The following is a 13,846-nucleotide window of genomic DNA, read 5'->3' as shown; positions in this document are numbered from 1 at the left end:
AGGAGGCCGCCGTGAAGCTGGCGGACTCGGACTTCTCGAACGACCGGCGCAAGCATGACATGAACTCCGCGCTGCTGGACTACTGGCACAAGATCAAGGCCGGTGAGCTGGGCGCCCTCCCCGCCATCCTCGGCCTGATCGCGCTGGTGGTGCTGTTCACGGCGCTGAAGCCCGACACCTTCCTCAGCAAGGGCAACATCGCGAACCTGGCCACCCAGGCGCTGCCCATCACGATCCTCGCCATGGGACTGGTCTTCGTCCTGCTGCTGGGCGAGATCGACCTGTCGGCCGGTGTGGCCAGCGGCGTCTGCGCGGCCGTGATGGCCAAGCTGATGGTCGACTCGGGACAGTCCTGGTACGTCGCGGTGCTCGCCGCCGTGGCGATCGGCATCGTCATCGGCACGGTGATCGGCTGGCTGGTCGCGTTCCTGCGAATCCCATCGTTCGTGGTCACGCTGGCGTTCTTCCTGGGCCTGCAGGGCATCACCCTGTGGCTCATCGGCGACGGCGGCACGGTGCCCGTCCGCGACGACTTCGTCGTGGCGCTCGCCAACAAGAACATGCCGATCTGGCTCGGCTGGGTGCTCGCCGTCACCTGCGTGGTCGGCTACTCCGCGACGCTGCTGCTGCGCTGGCGCCGCCAGAACGTCCGCAACCTCCACTCCAAGCCGCTCGGCTTCGTGGTCGCCCAGTGCGCCGTCGTCGCGGCCGCGCTGCTGATCAGCACCTACGTGCTGAGCCTGGACCGCGCCCCCAGCCCGCTGATCACCCTCGGCGGGATCCCGTGGGGTGTGCTGCTCGTCGGCGCGCTGCTCGTGATCTGCACGTTCGTGCTCGGCCGCACCGGCTACGGGCGGCACATCTACGCGGTCGGCGGCAACGCCGAGGCCGCCCGCAGGGCCGGCATCAACGTCACCCGGATCAAGATCTCCGTGTTCATGATCGCCTCCGGTCTGGCGGCGGTCAGCGGCATCGTCGCCGCGTCCCGCCTCAGCTCCGTGGCCACCAACTCCGGCGGCGGCAACACGCTGCTGTACGCGGTGGGCGCCGCGGTCATCGGCGGGACGAGCCTGTTCGGCGGGCGCGGCAAGGCCCGCGACGCCGTGCTCGGCGGTCTGGTCATCGCCCTGATCGAGAACGGGCTGGGGCTGCTCGGCACCAAGGCCTACCTCAGCTACCTCATCACCGGGGTCGTGCTGCTGTTCGCCGCGAGCATCGACGCCCTGGCGAGGCGCCGCCGGTCCGCAGCGGGCAGATGACCCCGTGAGCACGGTGACCCCGTGAGCGCGGCCGGAAACGCCCGGGAGTCGGTGGCCCGCCCCACCGGCTCCCGGGCCTGGCCGCGGGGCCGTTGGGACAGGCCTTCCGACGGTGCCCGGCCGAAGGATCCGACTGCTACGCTCACTCACCACGACCGCCAGGCGCGCGGCGGCGGTGCGGCACGGTGGGAGCCCCTCGGCATGTCAGTGACGCCTGTTCTGGACCTGCGCGGCATCGACAAGAGCTTCGGCTCGGTGAAGGTGCTGCAGGACGTCGCCTTCTCCGCCTATCCGGGCGAGGTCACCGCCCTCGTCGGCGACAACGGCGCCGGCAAGACCACCCTGGTCAGGTGCATCGGCGGAATCCACTCCTTCGACAAGGGCGAGTACCGCTTCGAGGGCAGGCCGGTCAAGGTCGGCTCCCCCCGCGACGCCAGCCGCCTCGGCATCGAGATCGTCCACCAGGACCTCGCCCTCTGCGAGAATCTCGACATCGTCCAGAACCTGTTCCTCGGCCGCGAGGAGCGCCGCGGCCTCGCCCTGGACGAGACCTTCATGGAGGAGCTGGCGCGCACCACGCTGTCCGGCCTCGCCGTGCGCACGATGGGCTCGGTCCGGCAGCGGGTCTCGAACCTGTCGGGCGGGCAGCGCCAGACCGTCGCGATCGCCCGCGCCGTGCTGTGGGACAGCAAGCTCGTGGTGCTGGACGAGCCCGCCGCCGCGCTCGGCGTCGCGCAGACCCAGCAGGTCCTGGAGATGGTCCGGCGGCTCGCCGACAAGGGCCTCGCCGTCGTGCTGATCTCGCACAACATGAACGACGTGTTCGCGGTCTCCGACCGGATCGCCGCGCTCTACCTCGGCCGGATGGTCGCGCAGGTCCGCACCGCCGACGTCACCCACCGGCAGGTCGTGGAGCTGATCACCTCGGGCGCCAGCGGAGAGCTGGGGCTGCGCCCATGATGAAGGCGGGCCCGTCACAGGAGGACATCCGGCGCCACAATCTCGGGACGCTGCTGCGCTTCGTGCACCTGCGCGGCCCCGCCTCCCGGGCCGTCCTCGCCGAGTCCCTCGGCCTCAACCGCAGCACGATCATGGCACTGACGTCCGACCTCACCTCCGCCGGGCTGGTCCGCGAGGAGCTGCCGCGCGGTCCGGGGCGCCGCGCCGGTCGGCCCTCGCTCGTGGTGCGGCCCGAGTCCACCCGCGTCTACGTGCTGGCGTTCGAGGTCGGCGTCGACCGGCTCGTCGTCGCGCGCGTCGGCCTCGGCGGCGTCGTGCTGGACCGGCGCGAGGGCGTCCGGGCCCGCGGCTCCGATCCCGCCGACCTGCTCGGCGTGCTCGTGGCGGGCGCACGCTCCCTGGTCCGCAAGGCCGAGCGCGACGCCGTCTGCGTCGGCGCCGCCCTCGGGTTCCCCGGCACCGTCCGCCGCTCCGACGACTCGATCATGTTCGGGCCGAACCTGGACGTGGGCGGGCTGCGCCTCGGCGACGCCCTGTCCCGCCGCCTCGGCCTCGGCATCCCCGTCTCGGTGTGCAACGACGCCAACCTCGGCGCGGTCGCCGAGCACGAGCGCGGCGCGGGGGTGAACTGCGACAACCTCATCTACCTGCACGGCGACGTGGGCGTCGGCGGCGGCATCATCGCGCACGGCCGGCTGCTCGGCGGCGACGAGGGGTTCGGCGGCGAGATCGGGCACATGGTGATCAACCCCGGCGGCCGGCCCTGCGCCTGCGGCTCGAAGGGCTGCCTGGAGGCCGAGGTGGGGGAGCGCACGCTGCTCGACCTCGCCGGCCGCGAGGAGGTCCCCGGCCAGCCGGGACGCGACGCGGTCCGCGCCATCGTCGCCGCCGCCGACGCCGGCGACATCAAGGCCCGGGAGGCGCTGCACCGCGTCGGCAACTGGCTCGGCCTCGGGGTCGCCAACCTCGTGAACCTCTTCAACCCCGGCCTGGTCATCTTCGGCGGCACGCTCCGCGACATCTTCCTGGGCGCCGCCGCGCAGATCCGCAGCGTCCTGGCGACCAGCGCCCTCGCCGCCCCCCGCGAGAAGGTCAAGCTCCGCACCGCCACCCTGGGCGACGACACGACCCTGGTCGGCGCCGCCGAGTTCGCGTTCGCCGAGGTCCTGGCCGACCCCGTCCAGGTCCTGACCCGGCTCAGAGCCCCCGAGACGGTGTGAAGTGCGTGAAGGCGCCGTAGCGGCCCCCGTAGAAGACCAGGGGGCCTTCGTCCCGGTGCTCCGCCAGGTCGTGGGCGCGGGCGACGACGATCAGATGGTCGCCGGCGAGGTGCTCCTGCTCGACCGAGCACTCGATCCACGCCACCGCGCCGTCGATCAACGGGGCGCCGCCGGGCCCGTGCGTCCAGGAGACGCCGGCGAACTTCTCCGGACCGCTCCCGAAGGCGAGCCGCTCGGAGACGTCCTGCTGCGACTCGGCCAGGATGTTGACGCACAGGCGCGCGGCGGTCCGCATGACCGGCCATGTCGTGCTGGTGTGCGCCACGCAGAACGCCACGAGGGGCGGGTCGAGGGAGACGGACGTGAACGAGTTCACGGCCAGGCCCGCCGGGCGGCCCGACGCGGGATCGAGGGCGGTGACGGCGACCACGCCGGTCGGGAACCTGCCGAGCACCGACCGGAACGCGGCCGGGTCGAGGCCGGTCGCCGAAGGGCCGGACGGGCGGTCGGGCGATCCGTGCATTGGGGTCCGTTCCGTGGGCGGGAGTGCGTCGATGTCCACTGATCGATGTCCACTAAAGCCCTCGCCGCGGTGCGCTGATTCCCCTGGGCGGCGATCTCGGTCGAAGGTCCCGTCCGGCCTAGGTCCTCGGACGGAGGGGGGATCTACGGCCGCGGAGCCTCGGCCGGGGCCTTCGCCGGGACGGCGGCGTAGGGGGTGAGGAGCGCCGCCGCGGACATGCCGTCCATGATCAGGCGGCCGGCGCCGGCCAGGTGCGCCCTGGCGCGGGCCGGGACGCGCGGACCCTCGTGCAGCCCGAACCAGGCCATCCAGCCGACCGCGACGACCGCCCAGTACGACACGAGCCGGTACAGGCCGACGGCCGCGGCGGCGGGTGACAGCGTCGCGCCGAACGCGACCAGGGACGCGGCCATGCTGCCCTCGATGGCGCCGAGGCCGCCGGGCAGCAGCGGGAGCAGGCTGCCCGCCGCCTGGGCCGCGAAGTAGGTGAGGGCGACGCCGTTCGGGGCGACGTCGATGCCGACCGCGTGCGAGGCCGACAGCAGCGCCAGGATGTCGAACACCCAGTTCAGCAGGGCCAGCGCGGCGAGCGCGGCCCAGTCGCGCAGGGTAGGGCGCAGGAGGTCGCGGGCGGCGGGCAGCCGCTCCGCGTACGGAGCGATCGTCGGATGGGCGAGCGCGGCCCGGTAGGCGCGGCGCAGCGGCGCCGTCAGCAGGGCGCGCAGCGGGCGCCACCGCAGCGCGGGGACGAGCAGCGCGGCCAGGGCCAGCGGGACGGAGAGGGCGAGCAGCGCGAAGCCGCGCGCGTCGGGCTCGGCCACCAGCGCCAGGAGGGCGATCAGGGAGTAGGCCGTGGTGGTGATCACTCCGCCGGCCAGGATCACCGCGGTGGCGAGCTGCGCCGAGGCGCCCGCGCGGCGGAACTGCCGGAACGTGTAGACCACGCTCACGGCCGGGCCCGCCGGCAGCGTCGTGGACAGGGCGTTGCCCGCGTAGGTGATCGCGAACGCGCGGCGCAGCCGCATCCGCAGCCCGCCGACGCGCAGCAGCCGGCGCTGGAGCCGGGCGAACGCGCCCATCGAGCCCGCCACGGCGAGGACGACCATGGTCAGCCATCCCGGGTCGGCGTGCGAGGCCGCCCGCCAGACGGCGCCGAGATCGGGGAGTTCGTCGCGGTAGAGGGGGAGGGCGGCGAGGGCGCCGAAAAGCAGCGCCCACTGGACGATCAGGCCGGCCCTGCGCCGCCACCACGGGCGCGCCGGAGCCTCCTCGTCAGGGCGGTTCGGGAGGGGGGACGGCGGGTCGGCTACGGCCGGGGGATGGACCGGTGCCGTGACTGTGTCGTACATGTCCCGGTCACCTCGCAAGCTCGCCCGCCATGCGCAACCTACGGTCCGGGTAGGACATTCCCCGGGGAGCCGAAACAAATCGCAAAGTGACTTGCGCCACGTCCGTCGCGAGGTCGTGGTCAGCGGGCGGTTCGAAGACCTGTCGCAGTGCTCTGCCGGATGATCGTCTGATGTCCCGGCATTCTGTTCTGCCCTGATTGATGCCCGCTCTTACGGAAAGGGCGCCATCGCGAGCGGCAAAGGCCCGGCACGCTCCGGGGCGCACCCCGCACCGGGACGACTGCGGCGCCCGCGCCGGGACGACTGCGGCGCCCGCGCCGGGACGACTGCGGCGCCCGCGCCGGGACGACGGCGGCGCCCGCGCCGGGTGACCGGTGCGGGCGCCGCCGTCGTGGTCACGGCCTGCGGGTGGGATTGACCGCGTCCTCCTCGGCCGGCGTGATCGGCGTCGGGCGCTCCTCGTCGCCCTCCCTCGCGGCCTGCCGCTCGTACTCGGTGACGCCGAGGCCGTCGCGGCTCTCCTCGGGCTCCTCGATCCGCAGCTCCTCGGGCGGGTCGTTCACGTACTCCTCGGTCAGGGCGATCTGCTCGTCCTGGGTGTTGTCTCCCATGTCATCGATGTCCTCGCGGAAGTCGCGGGACTCACCGGGCTCGCGTGCCCTCATGACTCCTCCCGGTCCGGTTCGGGTTCGCTGATCGGACCGGTATCCCCGATGCCCGGCGCCCTACTCCCGGTCGCGGACGGCGACGAGGCCGCCGACGACGCCCACGTACGCGGTCCCGTCCGGGCCGAGGGTGACCGGCGCCCAGCTGTTGTCGAACCACTTGCCCGTGCCGGTGAGCACCTTGTAGGCCGTCCGGCCCGTGTGGACGTCCACCGCGGTCAGGTACCAGGCGTCGATGAGGTCCCGGCGCGGCTCCTTCGTGTAGAGGTAGAGCAGCCCCGCGGGCACGGAGACCTTGGAGACGGTGGACGGTGAGCGCTCCGCGCTCGTCCAGACCGTCTCGCAGCCCGTCCCGTCCGGTTTCACGTCCACGCGGCTGACCCCGCCCACCGACGACCCGCCCGGCGGCAGGTCGAAGAAGTTGCGGTAGCCGTAGTTGTTCTCGACGAACAGGCTGCGGCCGTAGCCGATGAGCGAGTTGTCCGTCGCGCTGGCCCCGCTTCCGAACACCGGGACCTGGCAGACGAGCCCGCCGTCCTCCGCTCGGCGGACGATCACGTGCATGCGGTCGTCCGCGTTGTCGGTGACGGCCACGTAGCCGTCGCCGAAGAACGTGGGGGTCGTCCCGGACCCCTGGTCGATCTGCCCGGGCTTGCGCCCGCTGCCCCGGTCGTACGGCTGCCGCCAGACGATCTCCGGGGTCCCGTCCGCGCCGGCCCGCATCCGGTAGAGCGCGTGGTCGGACACGACCGAGACGCCGTTCTCCGCGGCCGCGAACGAGTTCTGGACGCCCTCGCCCGCCAGCCGCGCCATCCGGACGGCCCCCGACCCGGGGTCCACCGTGCCGACGCGGCCGCCCCTCGTGATCCACCAGATCAGGCCGTTCCAGTCGGGCCCGACCGCGGTGACGGGGTCGCATTCCCCCTTCGGCCACGGGTTCGTCCAGGTGGCGCAGTCGTGGGGGAGGTGGCCGCGCAGGTCCCAGTCGTCGGTGACCGTGAAGCGCCAGGCGCCGTCCGGACCCTTCTCGTGCGCGAACCGGCGCAGATGGAAGGACGAGTCCGCCAGCACCGCGCGGTCCTGCGGGTCCAGGTAGTAGTACGCCCCGCCCGAGGTGTCGGTGAACACCGTGTCGAGGTTCAGCGAGAACACCGCCTGGACGGTGGACGGCCTGGGCGGCAGCTCGTAGGTCGCGAGGTCCTTCAGCGTCCTCGGGTCGATCAGCCGCAGCGTGAGGTTCTGCCCGCGGGTGCACTGCGCGACGATCAGGCCCGTCCGGCGGGCGAACGTCACCGTCGAGCACAGCCCCGGCAGCCCGCCGCCCTTGGCCTCGGCGAGCACCTGCGGATCGCGGCCGAGCGGCCCCAGGAACGGATAGGTGTCGGAGGCGTAACTGTCGGCGTGCATGGACGACGTCCCCACCGGACCCTGGTGCGGGTTGGCCGGGACGGGCCGCCCCGCCAGAGGGGCCGGAGTGGCGGGCGCTCCGACGTAGGCCGGGACGAGCCCTCTGCCGGGGCCGTCGGGGATCGGATCGGCCGCCGCCGGGACCGCCGTGCCCACGAGCACGGCGGACAACAGGGCGGCGAGCAGGGGTCTGCGCATGGAGGGCTCCCTTGACCGGACATCGGGTGGCCCCGGTCGCGCCCTCCGGACGACCACCGCGTCGAAAAGGTGATCGTCGGTCGCGCCCCGATGGTTACGATCCGGGGCATGGGCGTACAAGCTGTGATCTTCGACTGGGGCGGCACGCTGACCCCCTGGCACGACCTCGAACTCGCCGACATCTGGCGCACCGTCTGCGCCGCCCACCTCCCGCCGGACGCCGTCGAGAAGACCGTCGCGGCCCTCGTCGCCGCCGAGGACGAGCTGTGGCGCCGCGGCACCGAGGAGCACCGCAGCGCCACGCTCGCCGAGGCGTTCGCGATGGCCGGGGTGGAGCCGACCGAGGCCCTCCTGGACACCCACTTCGAGACGTGGACCCCGCACACCCACACCGACCCCGCCGTCCCCGGCCTGTTCACCGCCCTCCGCGAGCGCGGCATCAGGATCGGCGTGCTGTCCAACACCATCTGGACCCGCGAGTGGCACGAGCGCGTCTTCGCCCGCGACGACGTCCTCGACATGCTCGACGGCGCCGTCTACTCCAGCGAGATCCCCTGGACGAAGCCGCACGCCGAGGCGTTCCGCGCCGCCATGGACGCCGTCGGCGCCACCGACCCGGGCTCCTGCGTCTTCGTCGGCGACCGCCCGTTCGACGACATCCACGGAGCCAAGGCGGCCGGCCTGCGGGCCGTCCTGATCCGGCACCAGACCACCCACGCCTTCGAGCGCCCGGGCCTCACGCCGGCCGACGCCGTCATCCACGAGCTGGAGGAACTGCTCCCGCACGTGGAGCGGTGGCACTCAGCCTGACGGCTTGGCGGCCACGATGAGGTCGCGGGAGATGGCCTGGTCGACGCGATGGCGGAAGCCGCGGTAGGCGTCGGAGTCCCGGACGTCCAGGCCGCTGGCCGCGAGGATCTCGGCGAGCTGCTCACGGCGGCCGACGAAGGTGTTCCAGGAGATGCCGACGGCGCCGCCCGGACGCAGCAGCCGCGTCCACTCGGGCACGGCGGACGTCAGCAGCTCCACGGGGCTGCGCGACAGCTGGGGCCCGCCCCTGCGGCCGGGCTGCGCCCCCTTCGGCCGGCTGCCGTGCTGGACGCCGTAGGGGGCGTCGGTCACGATCAGGTCGAACGACGCCGGGCGGAAGAACCTGCCCGCGCCCAGCGAGTCGGCGTTCACGACGGTGATCTCCATCGTCTCGCCGCTCTTGTAGCGCTCCTTGGACGCGCCGAGCGTCACGTGCAGGCGGCGCCCGAGGACGGCCTTCTCGCGGCGCACGTTGGTGATCTCGGCCTGGTGCTTGACCCGGTTGTTCTTCAGCCAGGTCTTGATGAAGGCCGCGTAGGCGTCGAAGTCCTTGCCGTCGATGTCCATCCCGGCGGCGTCCAGCCCGTACATCATCGCCTGGTTGAGGGTCGTCCCCCGCCCGCACATCGGGTCGAAGACGCGGGGACGCCCGGTCACCAGGTCCAGGGGCGAGTCGGTCGCCATCGCCGTGACGTTCAGCAGCAGCTTGGTGAAGTACTCGTTGGTCTTGCCCGAGTACTTCTGGATGGTGAGCAGGTCGCTGCCGAACAGGTCCAGCGGCTGGAGCGCGACCGGGCGGAGCAGGTCGCCCTCGATCTGGAAGAGCGCGTAGAGCGACGACAGGTTCGACAGGAGGCGCACGTCCTGCTCCGTCAGCACGTCGGCGGAGAACGTCACATAGGGGACGCCGCCGATCGCGGTCTCCTCGATGTCGCGGACGCGCCCGCCGAGAGCCCGTTCGCTGAACACCGCCAGTTCCGCCTTGACCAGGTCGGCGGCGGCCTGGGCATAGACCCGGTTGTGCGAGGGGGAGACGAGAAGGCCGTACGCGGTCATTTGGTGGACCCTACTGGACCCCGGGGGCGAAGACCGCCGTGACGGACGCGTCAGGCGGCCTCCGCGCGGTCCCCGGACGGGCGTTCCAGCCCGGTCAGGCCGCTCGCGCCGCGCGGTCCGCGGGCGTCTCGCCGCTCTCGGCCGGAGGCTCCGGATCGGGATCGGCCGGAGCGGCGGGCAGGGCCCGCGCCTCCTGGGCGGCGGGCAGCTCCGGCGCGTCCGGACCCTCCACCGGAGGAAGATCCGGAAGGTGCCGCGCGGCGGCGTTCAGCAGCTCCCCGACGCGGCTCTTGAGGCTGGCGAGATCGGCCCGCGCGACGTCCGCCTGCGCCTGCGCCCTGCGCGCCTGGCGCCGCGCGGCGTCGCGCTCGGCCGCCAGCCGCGTCAGCTGCTCGTGGTAGGCGGCCCGCAGCTCGTCGAGGGCGCTCGTCCTGCCCGCCTGCGGATTCGTGGTCACGTGGGCTCCCTCCCCCGAAGTCATCCCGCGATGGGATCAACGTCGCTGATCGGGCCGTTCGTTCCCGTCGTGCCGAAGATCACTCACCCGGTTCGGGGCGAGGGGACAGCGCCGCGGACGGCAGCCCGGGGAACGCCTCCGGCGGCGCCGCGGAACCCGACCTGGACCGCCAGCGCGCCGCCCACGCCGAGGCCCGCTGCGCGCTGTCGGCCGCGAACGCGCGCAGGTCGGGGGAGGAGGCGCCCGCGAGACCGACGTAGGCCGGCACGAGGGCGCTCTCCAGGGCCGCCGCGAGCTGCGCGGCCGCGCGGGCGGAGGTGACCTGGACCGGCAGCCTGTAGGCGGACGCCGCGGCGACCGGCGCGACCGACAGGACCGAGACCAGCTGGTCGCGGCGGGCGCGGTGCACGTTCCACAGGTCCTTCGCGGTCTGCTGGAGCGTGCCCCGCAGGCGGGCCCCGAGCACCCCGTACCCGTAGACGGCCGCGTGCTCGGCGGCCAGCGCGGTCTGCAGGGCCTCGGCGTCCGACCTCGACCGGACGGGCGGCGCACCGCCCTTGACGGTCATGGCGTGGCCGGCCTCGCAGGCCCCGATGCTGGCCAGCAGCTGCGCGAGCGCCGGACCGGCCTTGGCGGCGTCGGCCATGCGCCCCCGCGCGGCGCGGTCCTCCATGTCGCGGAGGGCCGCGAGGCCCGCGGCGCCCGCGGGGACCGACGCCGCGACGGGGGAGGGGACGGCGCCGCCCTCGCCCGCCCGGTTCCCCGAGCCCGCGACGTAGTGCCGCCTCAGGACGGCCAGATGCCTGCGGTGATGGGCGAGGACGGGATCGAGCCGCGTGGCCTGGGAAGCGTTCGACGACCGCGCCGCCTCGTACGAGGCGATCAGGTTCTGCTCGGCGGCGATCGCGCCCACCAGCACCGGCACGTCCTCGGGCGCGGGGGCGGCCTCCGCCGTGCAGGACGCGATCCACGGCAGTACCGGCAGCGCACCGCCGCCCAGCAGCGCGGCCCGGCCCAGCAGCGCACGGCGTGACAGCGCCTGCGTCGAGCGTGACATCGCCTGCCCCGGCGGCGGTGCGGCCTCTGGCAAAGGGAGTCTCCTCACCCGGTTGCGGAGGTGGCGGCGGCCCGCTGCGGCGGCGGTCTCAGGACGCGCCCATCAGGCCAGCTCAAGCATTCCATATCCGCCGCGCCGGAGAGGCGCCGGAAAGACCGCTGCGGTCCCCGGCTGTCGATAGTCTTGAGGTGTCGGCGGACGAGCGGCGGCCCCGCCGCCGCCAGGCGCACGACAGACATCGCAGGCGCACAACAGGAGGAGGACCCCATGAGCGTCGAGTCCCGTGGCGGCCGCGCTCTGGGGAGGCGCGGCCGGCAGGAGGAGGCGGCCCCGCCGCGCGACGCCGCCCGGCCGAGCCGCGACGCGGCCGCCGCCGCCCTCAGCAGGCTGCTCGCGCCCGCGATCGCCGAGGCGGGCTACGACCTGGAGGAGGTCGACGTGCGGCCCGCGGGCCGCCGCCGGCTCGTCCGGGTCGTCGTCGACGCCGACGGCGGGATCGGCCTCGACGCCATCGCCCGCCTGAGCGAGACGACGTCCGAGCTGCTCGACGGGTCCGACGTCATGGGCTCCTCGCCCTACGTGCTGGAGGTGACCTCGCCGGGCGTCGACCGCCCCCTCACCGAACCGCGGCACTGGCGCCGCGCCGTCGGCCGGCTGGTCGTCGCCCCCCTGACCGAGGGAGGCCAGATCGAGGGCCGCGTGGTGGCGGCCGACGACGAGGCCGTGGAGATCGACGTCGTCCAGAAGCGCCGGGGCAAGGGAGCCGGCGGCGGGAAGGCCGCCGGTGGGGCCGGGAAGCCGTCCTCCCCGAAGGGGAAGACCGCCGGGCCGGAGACCGTGCGGCGCCGGTTCGGCCTCGGCGAGCTGGGGCGCGGCCGCGTGCAGGTGGAGTTCGCGCCTTCGTCGCCGGCCGAGGAATCGCGTTCTCCGGCGCAGCCGGACTAGAGGGGGGAACCTCGTGGACATCGACATGACCGCCCTTCGGGGCCTGGAGAGCGAGAAGGACATCTCGCTCGACGTGGCCGTCAAGGCCATCGAAGACGCCCTTTTGATCGCCTACCACCGGACGGAGGGCGCGGCGCCGAAGGCGCGCGTCGAGCTCGACCGGCAGAGCGGCCACGTGACCGTGTGGGCGACCGAGACCGACGACGAGGGCAACGCCGTCGGCGAGTACGACGACACCCCGACGGGGTTCGGCCGCATCGCCGCGACCACCGCCAAGCAGGTGATCCTCCAGCGCCTGCGCGACGCCGAGGACGAGCTGACCTTCGGCGAGTACGCGGGCCGCGAGGGCGACATCGTCAGCGGCATCATCCAGCAGGGCAAGGACCCGCGCAGCGTGCTGGTCGACCTCGGCAAGATCGAGGCGGTCCTGCCGCCGCAGGAGCAGGTGCCCGGCGAGCGCTACGAGCACGGCGAGCGGCTGCGCGCCTACGTGGTGCAGGTCCGCAAGGGCCACCGCGGCCCGTCGGTGCAGCTGTCGCGCACCCACCCGAACCTCGTCCGCAAGCTGTTCGCGCTGGAGGTCCCGGAGATCGCCGACGGCACCGTGGAGATCGCGGCGATCGCCCGGGAGGCCGGCCACCGCACCAAGATCGCGGTTCGCTCGCGCAAGTCCGGGGTGAACGCCAAGGGAGCGTGCATCGGCCCGCTCGGCAGCCGCGTGCGCAACGTGATGGGTGAGCTGCACGGCGAGAAGATCGACATCGTGGACTGGTCGGAGGACCCGGCGGAGTTCGTCGGGAATGCCCTGTCCCCGGCACGTGTTTCGAGTGTCGAGGTGGTCGACGCCGACGCCCGGGTCGCCCGGGTGGTGGTGCCCGACTACCAGCTGTCCCTCGCGATCGGCAAGGAAGGGCAGAACGCCCGGCTCGCCGCCCGGCTCACCGGCTGGCGGATCGACATCCGGTCCGACACCGAGCCCGTACAGACGCCCCCGAACAGCGCCGGAACCGGCGAATCCGGATCTTCCGCGTCAGGAGAACATGCGACAGGCCCCGCCGACGCCTCGGCGCGGTAGACTCATGGGACGTGGCCCGGCGGCCGCTGTTCGCACGTGCGTGGGTTGCCGGGTTCGCACGGTCAAGTCCGACTTGCTGCGCCTGGTGGTGGTCGAGGGCGTCATCGTCCCCGATCCTCGCGGGCGGCTGCCGGGACGGGGTGCGCATATGCATCCCGATCCGGAGTGTCTCGCACTCGCAGAGCGGCGCCGGGCGTTCCCGCGGGCGTTCCGCCTGCAGGGCCCGCTCGACGCCGGTCCGCTGCGGGAGCGACTTGCGGCCCTTGCCGCGCAGCAGCAGGATGGCCGAATGGTAAGCGACGTCTAGTCGGAAGCAGGTCGAGATTGCTATGAGCGCTCGATGAGCACGCCGCGATGAGTACGGCAAGTTAGCGACGGTCCGGAGGCCGCACCCCCGGACCGAGTAGGGAGTGCAGTGGCGAAGGTCCGGGTTTATGAACTCGCCAAGGAGTTCGGAGTAGAGAGCAAGGTCGTCATGGCCAAGCTCCAGGAAATGGGCGAGTTCGTACGGTCGGCGTCCTCCACGATTGAGGCGCCGGTCGTTCGCAGGCTGACAGAAGCCTTCTCAAATTCTTCATCCGCCCCCAAGCAGGGCGACCGACGGAGCGCGCCCAAGAAGCCGGGTCCGCGCCCGTCCGCACCGCCGCGTCCGGGTTCGTCCGGCGGCGGTTCCGATTCTCAGGGTGCCCGCCCCGGGCCCCGTCCGGGTCCGCGGCCCGCTGGGCCCCGTCCGGGTCCCGGTGGCCAGGGCGGTCCCGGTGGCCAGGGTGGCCCCGGCGTTCCGGGCGGTCCCGGCGGCCAGGGCGGCCAGGGCGGTGCGCCCAGGCCCGGCCCGCAGCCGGCGCCGCGCCCGCCCGTTCCGCCG

At 73.4% G+C, this 13,846-nt stretch carries 15 protein-coding genes and 1 pseudogene; 9 read left to right on the top strand and 7 right to left on the bottom strand.

Annotated features, from left to right (window positions below; translation table 11 throughout):
• Nucleotides 1-11 precede the first annotated feature (11 nt).
• The 3 genes from ABWI04_RS15570 to ABWI04_RS15560 all read left to right on the top strand — a co-directional run bounded on the left by ABWI04_RS15570 (nucleotide 12) and on the right by ABWI04_RS15560 (nucleotide 3,439).
• Nucleotides 12-1,259: a sugar ABC transporter permease gene (locus ABWI04_RS15570; protein ID WP_345175176.1), complete on the top strand. Its 1,248-nt coding sequence runs from the start codon at nucleotides 12-14 to the stop codon at nucleotides 1,257-1,259.
• A gap of 201 nt (nucleotides 1,260-1,460) precedes the next feature.
• Nucleotides 1,461-2,219 carry an ATP-binding cassette domain-containing protein gene (locus tag ABWI04_RS15565; RefSeq protein WP_345175178.1) on the top strand — a complete coding sequence of 253 codons (759 nt, stop codon included), beginning with the start codon at nucleotides 1,461-1,463 and terminating at the stop codon, nucleotides 2,217-2,219.
• Complete coding sequence (locus ABWI04_RS15560; protein ID WP_345175217.1) at nucleotides 2,219-3,439, top strand: ROK family transcriptional regulator; 1,221 nt, start codon at nucleotides 2,219-2,221, stop codon at nucleotides 3,437-3,439. The genes ABWI04_RS15565 and ABWI04_RS15560 overlap by 1 nt, the downstream gene beginning before the upstream one ends.
• Here the strand turns inward: ABWI04_RS15560 and ABWI04_RS15555 are convergent.
• The 4 genes from ABWI04_RS15555 to ABWI04_RS15540 form a co-directional block, all read right to left on the bottom strand.
• Nucleotides 3,417-3,962, bottom strand: coding sequence for a flavin reductase family protein (locus ABWI04_RS15555; protein ID WP_353832835.1), 546 nt, complete (start codon nucleotides 3,960-3,962; stop codon nucleotides 3,417-3,419). The genes ABWI04_RS15560 and ABWI04_RS15555 overlap by 23 nt on opposite strands.
• 143 nt (nucleotides 3,963-4,105) lie before the next feature.
• Complete coding sequence (locus tag ABWI04_RS15550) at nucleotides 4,106-5,311, bottom strand: lysylphosphatidylglycerol synthase transmembrane domain-containing protein (RefSeq protein ID WP_353832834.1); 1,206 nt, start codon at nucleotides 5,309-5,311, stop codon at nucleotides 4,106-4,108.
• Nucleotides 5,312-5,706: 395 nt separating this feature from the next.
• Complete coding sequence (locus tag ABWI04_RS15545; RefSeq protein ID WP_185023171.1) at nucleotides 5,707-5,976, bottom strand: hypothetical protein; 270 nt, start codon at nucleotides 5,974-5,976, stop codon at nucleotides 5,707-5,709.
• Nucleotides 5,977-6,036: 60 nt separating this feature from the next.
• Nucleotides 6,037-7,581 (bottom strand): hypothetical protein, encoded by a 1,545-nt coding sequence (locus tag ABWI04_RS15540; protein ID WP_353832833.1) that lies wholly within the window; start codon nucleotides 7,579-7,581, stop codon nucleotides 6,037-6,039.
• A 108-nt stretch (nucleotides 7,582-7,689) separates the two neighbouring features.
• Between ABWI04_RS15540 and ABWI04_RS15535 the strand changes: the two genes are divergently transcribed.
• A complete protein-coding gene (locus ABWI04_RS15535) occupies nucleotides 7,690-8,391 on the top strand; it encodes an HAD family hydrolase (protein ID WP_353832832.1) in 702 nt (233 codons plus the stop codon).
• Here ABWI04_RS15535 and ABWI04_RS15530 read toward each other — a convergent pair.
• The 3 genes from ABWI04_RS15530 to ABWI04_RS15520 form a co-directional block, all read right to left on the bottom strand.
• Nucleotides 8,383-9,447, bottom strand: a complete 1,065-nt coding sequence (locus tag ABWI04_RS15530) for a TRM11 family SAM-dependent methyltransferase (protein WP_345175191.1) — start codon at nucleotides 9,445-9,447, stop codon at nucleotides 8,383-8,385. The two genes, ABWI04_RS15535 and ABWI04_RS15530, sit on opposite strands and share 9 nt — an antisense overlap.
• A 94-nt stretch (nucleotides 9,448-9,541) precedes the next feature.
• Nucleotides 9,542-9,904, bottom strand: coding sequence for a hypothetical protein (locus ABWI04_RS15525; RefSeq protein WP_345175193.1), 363 nt, complete (start codon nucleotides 9,902-9,904; stop codon nucleotides 9,542-9,544).
• A 79-nt stretch (nucleotides 9,905-9,983) separates the two neighbouring features.
• Nucleotides 9,984-10,961 carry a ferritin-like domain-containing protein gene (locus tag ABWI04_RS15520; protein ID WP_345175195.1) on the bottom strand — a complete coding sequence of 326 codons (978 nt, stop codon included), beginning with the start codon at nucleotides 10,959-10,961 and terminating at the stop codon, nucleotides 9,984-9,986.
• 267 nt (nucleotides 10,962-11,228) lie between these two features.
• Between ABWI04_RS15520 and rimP the strand changes: the two genes are divergently transcribed.
• The 5 genes and pseudogenes from rimP to ABWI04_RS15495 form a co-directional block, all read left to right on the top strand.
• Nucleotides 11,229-11,906: a ribosome maturation factor RimP gene (rimP, locus tag ABWI04_RS15515; protein ID WP_502913130.1), complete on the top strand. Its 678-nt coding sequence runs from the start codon at nucleotides 11,229-11,231 to the stop codon at nucleotides 11,904-11,906.
• Between the two features lie 25 nt (nucleotides 11,907-11,931).
• Nucleotides 11,932-12,981, top strand: a complete 1,050-nt coding sequence (nusA, locus tag ABWI04_RS15510; RefSeq protein WP_345175199.1) for a transcription termination factor NusA — start codon at nucleotides 11,932-11,934, stop codon at nucleotides 12,979-12,981.
• Nucleotides 12,947-13,288 carry a YlxR family protein gene (locus ABWI04_RS15505; protein ID WP_353832831.1) on the top strand — a complete coding sequence of 114 codons (342 nt, stop codon included), beginning with the start codon at nucleotides 12,947-12,949 and terminating at the stop codon, nucleotides 13,286-13,288. The genes nusA and ABWI04_RS15505 overlap by 35 nt, the downstream gene beginning before the upstream one ends.
• Before the next feature lie 108 nt (nucleotides 13,289-13,396).
• Nucleotides 13,397-13,534, top strand: a pseudogene (locus ABWI04_RS15500) (translation initiation factor IF-2 N-terminal domain-containing protein); the annotation flags it as partial.
• Between the two features lie 130 nt (nucleotides 13,535-13,664).
• Nucleotides 13,665-13,846 (top strand): hypothetical protein (locus ABWI04_RS15495; protein ID WP_353832871.1); only part of this gene is annotated, 182 nt, incomplete at its 3' end.

Source organism: Actinomadura sp. NPDC000929, from assembly GCF_040492065.1.
Classification (GTDB): domain Bacteria; phylum Actinomycetota; class Actinomycetes; order Streptosporangiales; family Streptosporangiaceae; genus Spirillospora; species Spirillospora verrucosospora.
The sequence above is the reverse complement of the archived record's forward strand: the minus strand, read 5'-3'. Positions and strand labels throughout refer to the sequence as shown.

Coding starts and splice junctions, on each gene's coding strand:
- ABWI04_RS15540 (WP_353832833.1), bottom strand. CDS start 7,581: ATGCGCAGACCCCTGCTCGCCGCCCTGTTGTCCGCCGTGCTCGTGGGC.
- ABWI04_RS15505 (WP_353832831.1), top strand. CDS start 12,947: ATGCGACAGGCCCCGCCGACGCCTCGGCGCGGTAGACTCATGGGACGT.
- rimP (WP_502913130.1), top strand. CDS start 11,229: ATGAGCGTCGAGTCCCGTGGCGGCCGCGCTCTGGGGAGGCGCGGCCGG.
- ABWI04_RS15565 (WP_345175178.1), top strand. CDS start 1,461: ATGTCAGTGACGCCTGTTCTGGACCTGCGCGGCATCGACAAGAGCTTC.
- ABWI04_RS15530 (WP_345175191.1), bottom strand. CDS start 9,447: ATGACCGCGTACGGCCTTCTCGTCTCCCCCTCGCACAACCGGGTCTAT.
- ABWI04_RS15535 (WP_353832832.1), top strand. CDS start 7,690: ATGGGCGTACAAGCTGTGATCTTCGACTGGGGCGGCACGCTGACCCCC.
- nusA (WP_345175199.1), top strand. CDS start 11,932: ATGACCGCCCTTCGGGGCCTGGAGAGCGAGAAGGACATCTCGCTCGAC.
- ABWI04_RS15520 (WP_345175195.1), bottom strand. CDS start 10,961: ATGTCACGCTCGACGCAGGCGCTGTCACGCCGTGCGCTGCTGGGCCGG.
- ABWI04_RS15545 (WP_185023171.1), bottom strand. CDS start 5,976: ATGAGGGCACGCGAGCCCGGTGAGTCCCGCGACTTCCGCGAGGACATC.
- ABWI04_RS15550 (WP_353832834.1), bottom strand. CDS start 5,311: ATGTACGACACAGTCACGGCACCGGTCCATCCCCCGGCCGTAGCCGAC.
- ABWI04_RS15555 (WP_353832835.1), bottom strand. CDS start 3,962: ATGCACGGATCGCCCGACCGCCCGTCCGGCCCTTCGGCGACCGGCCTC.
- ABWI04_RS15560 (WP_345175217.1), top strand. CDS start 2,219: ATGAAGGCGGGCCCGTCACAGGAGGACATCCGGCGCCACAATCTCGGG.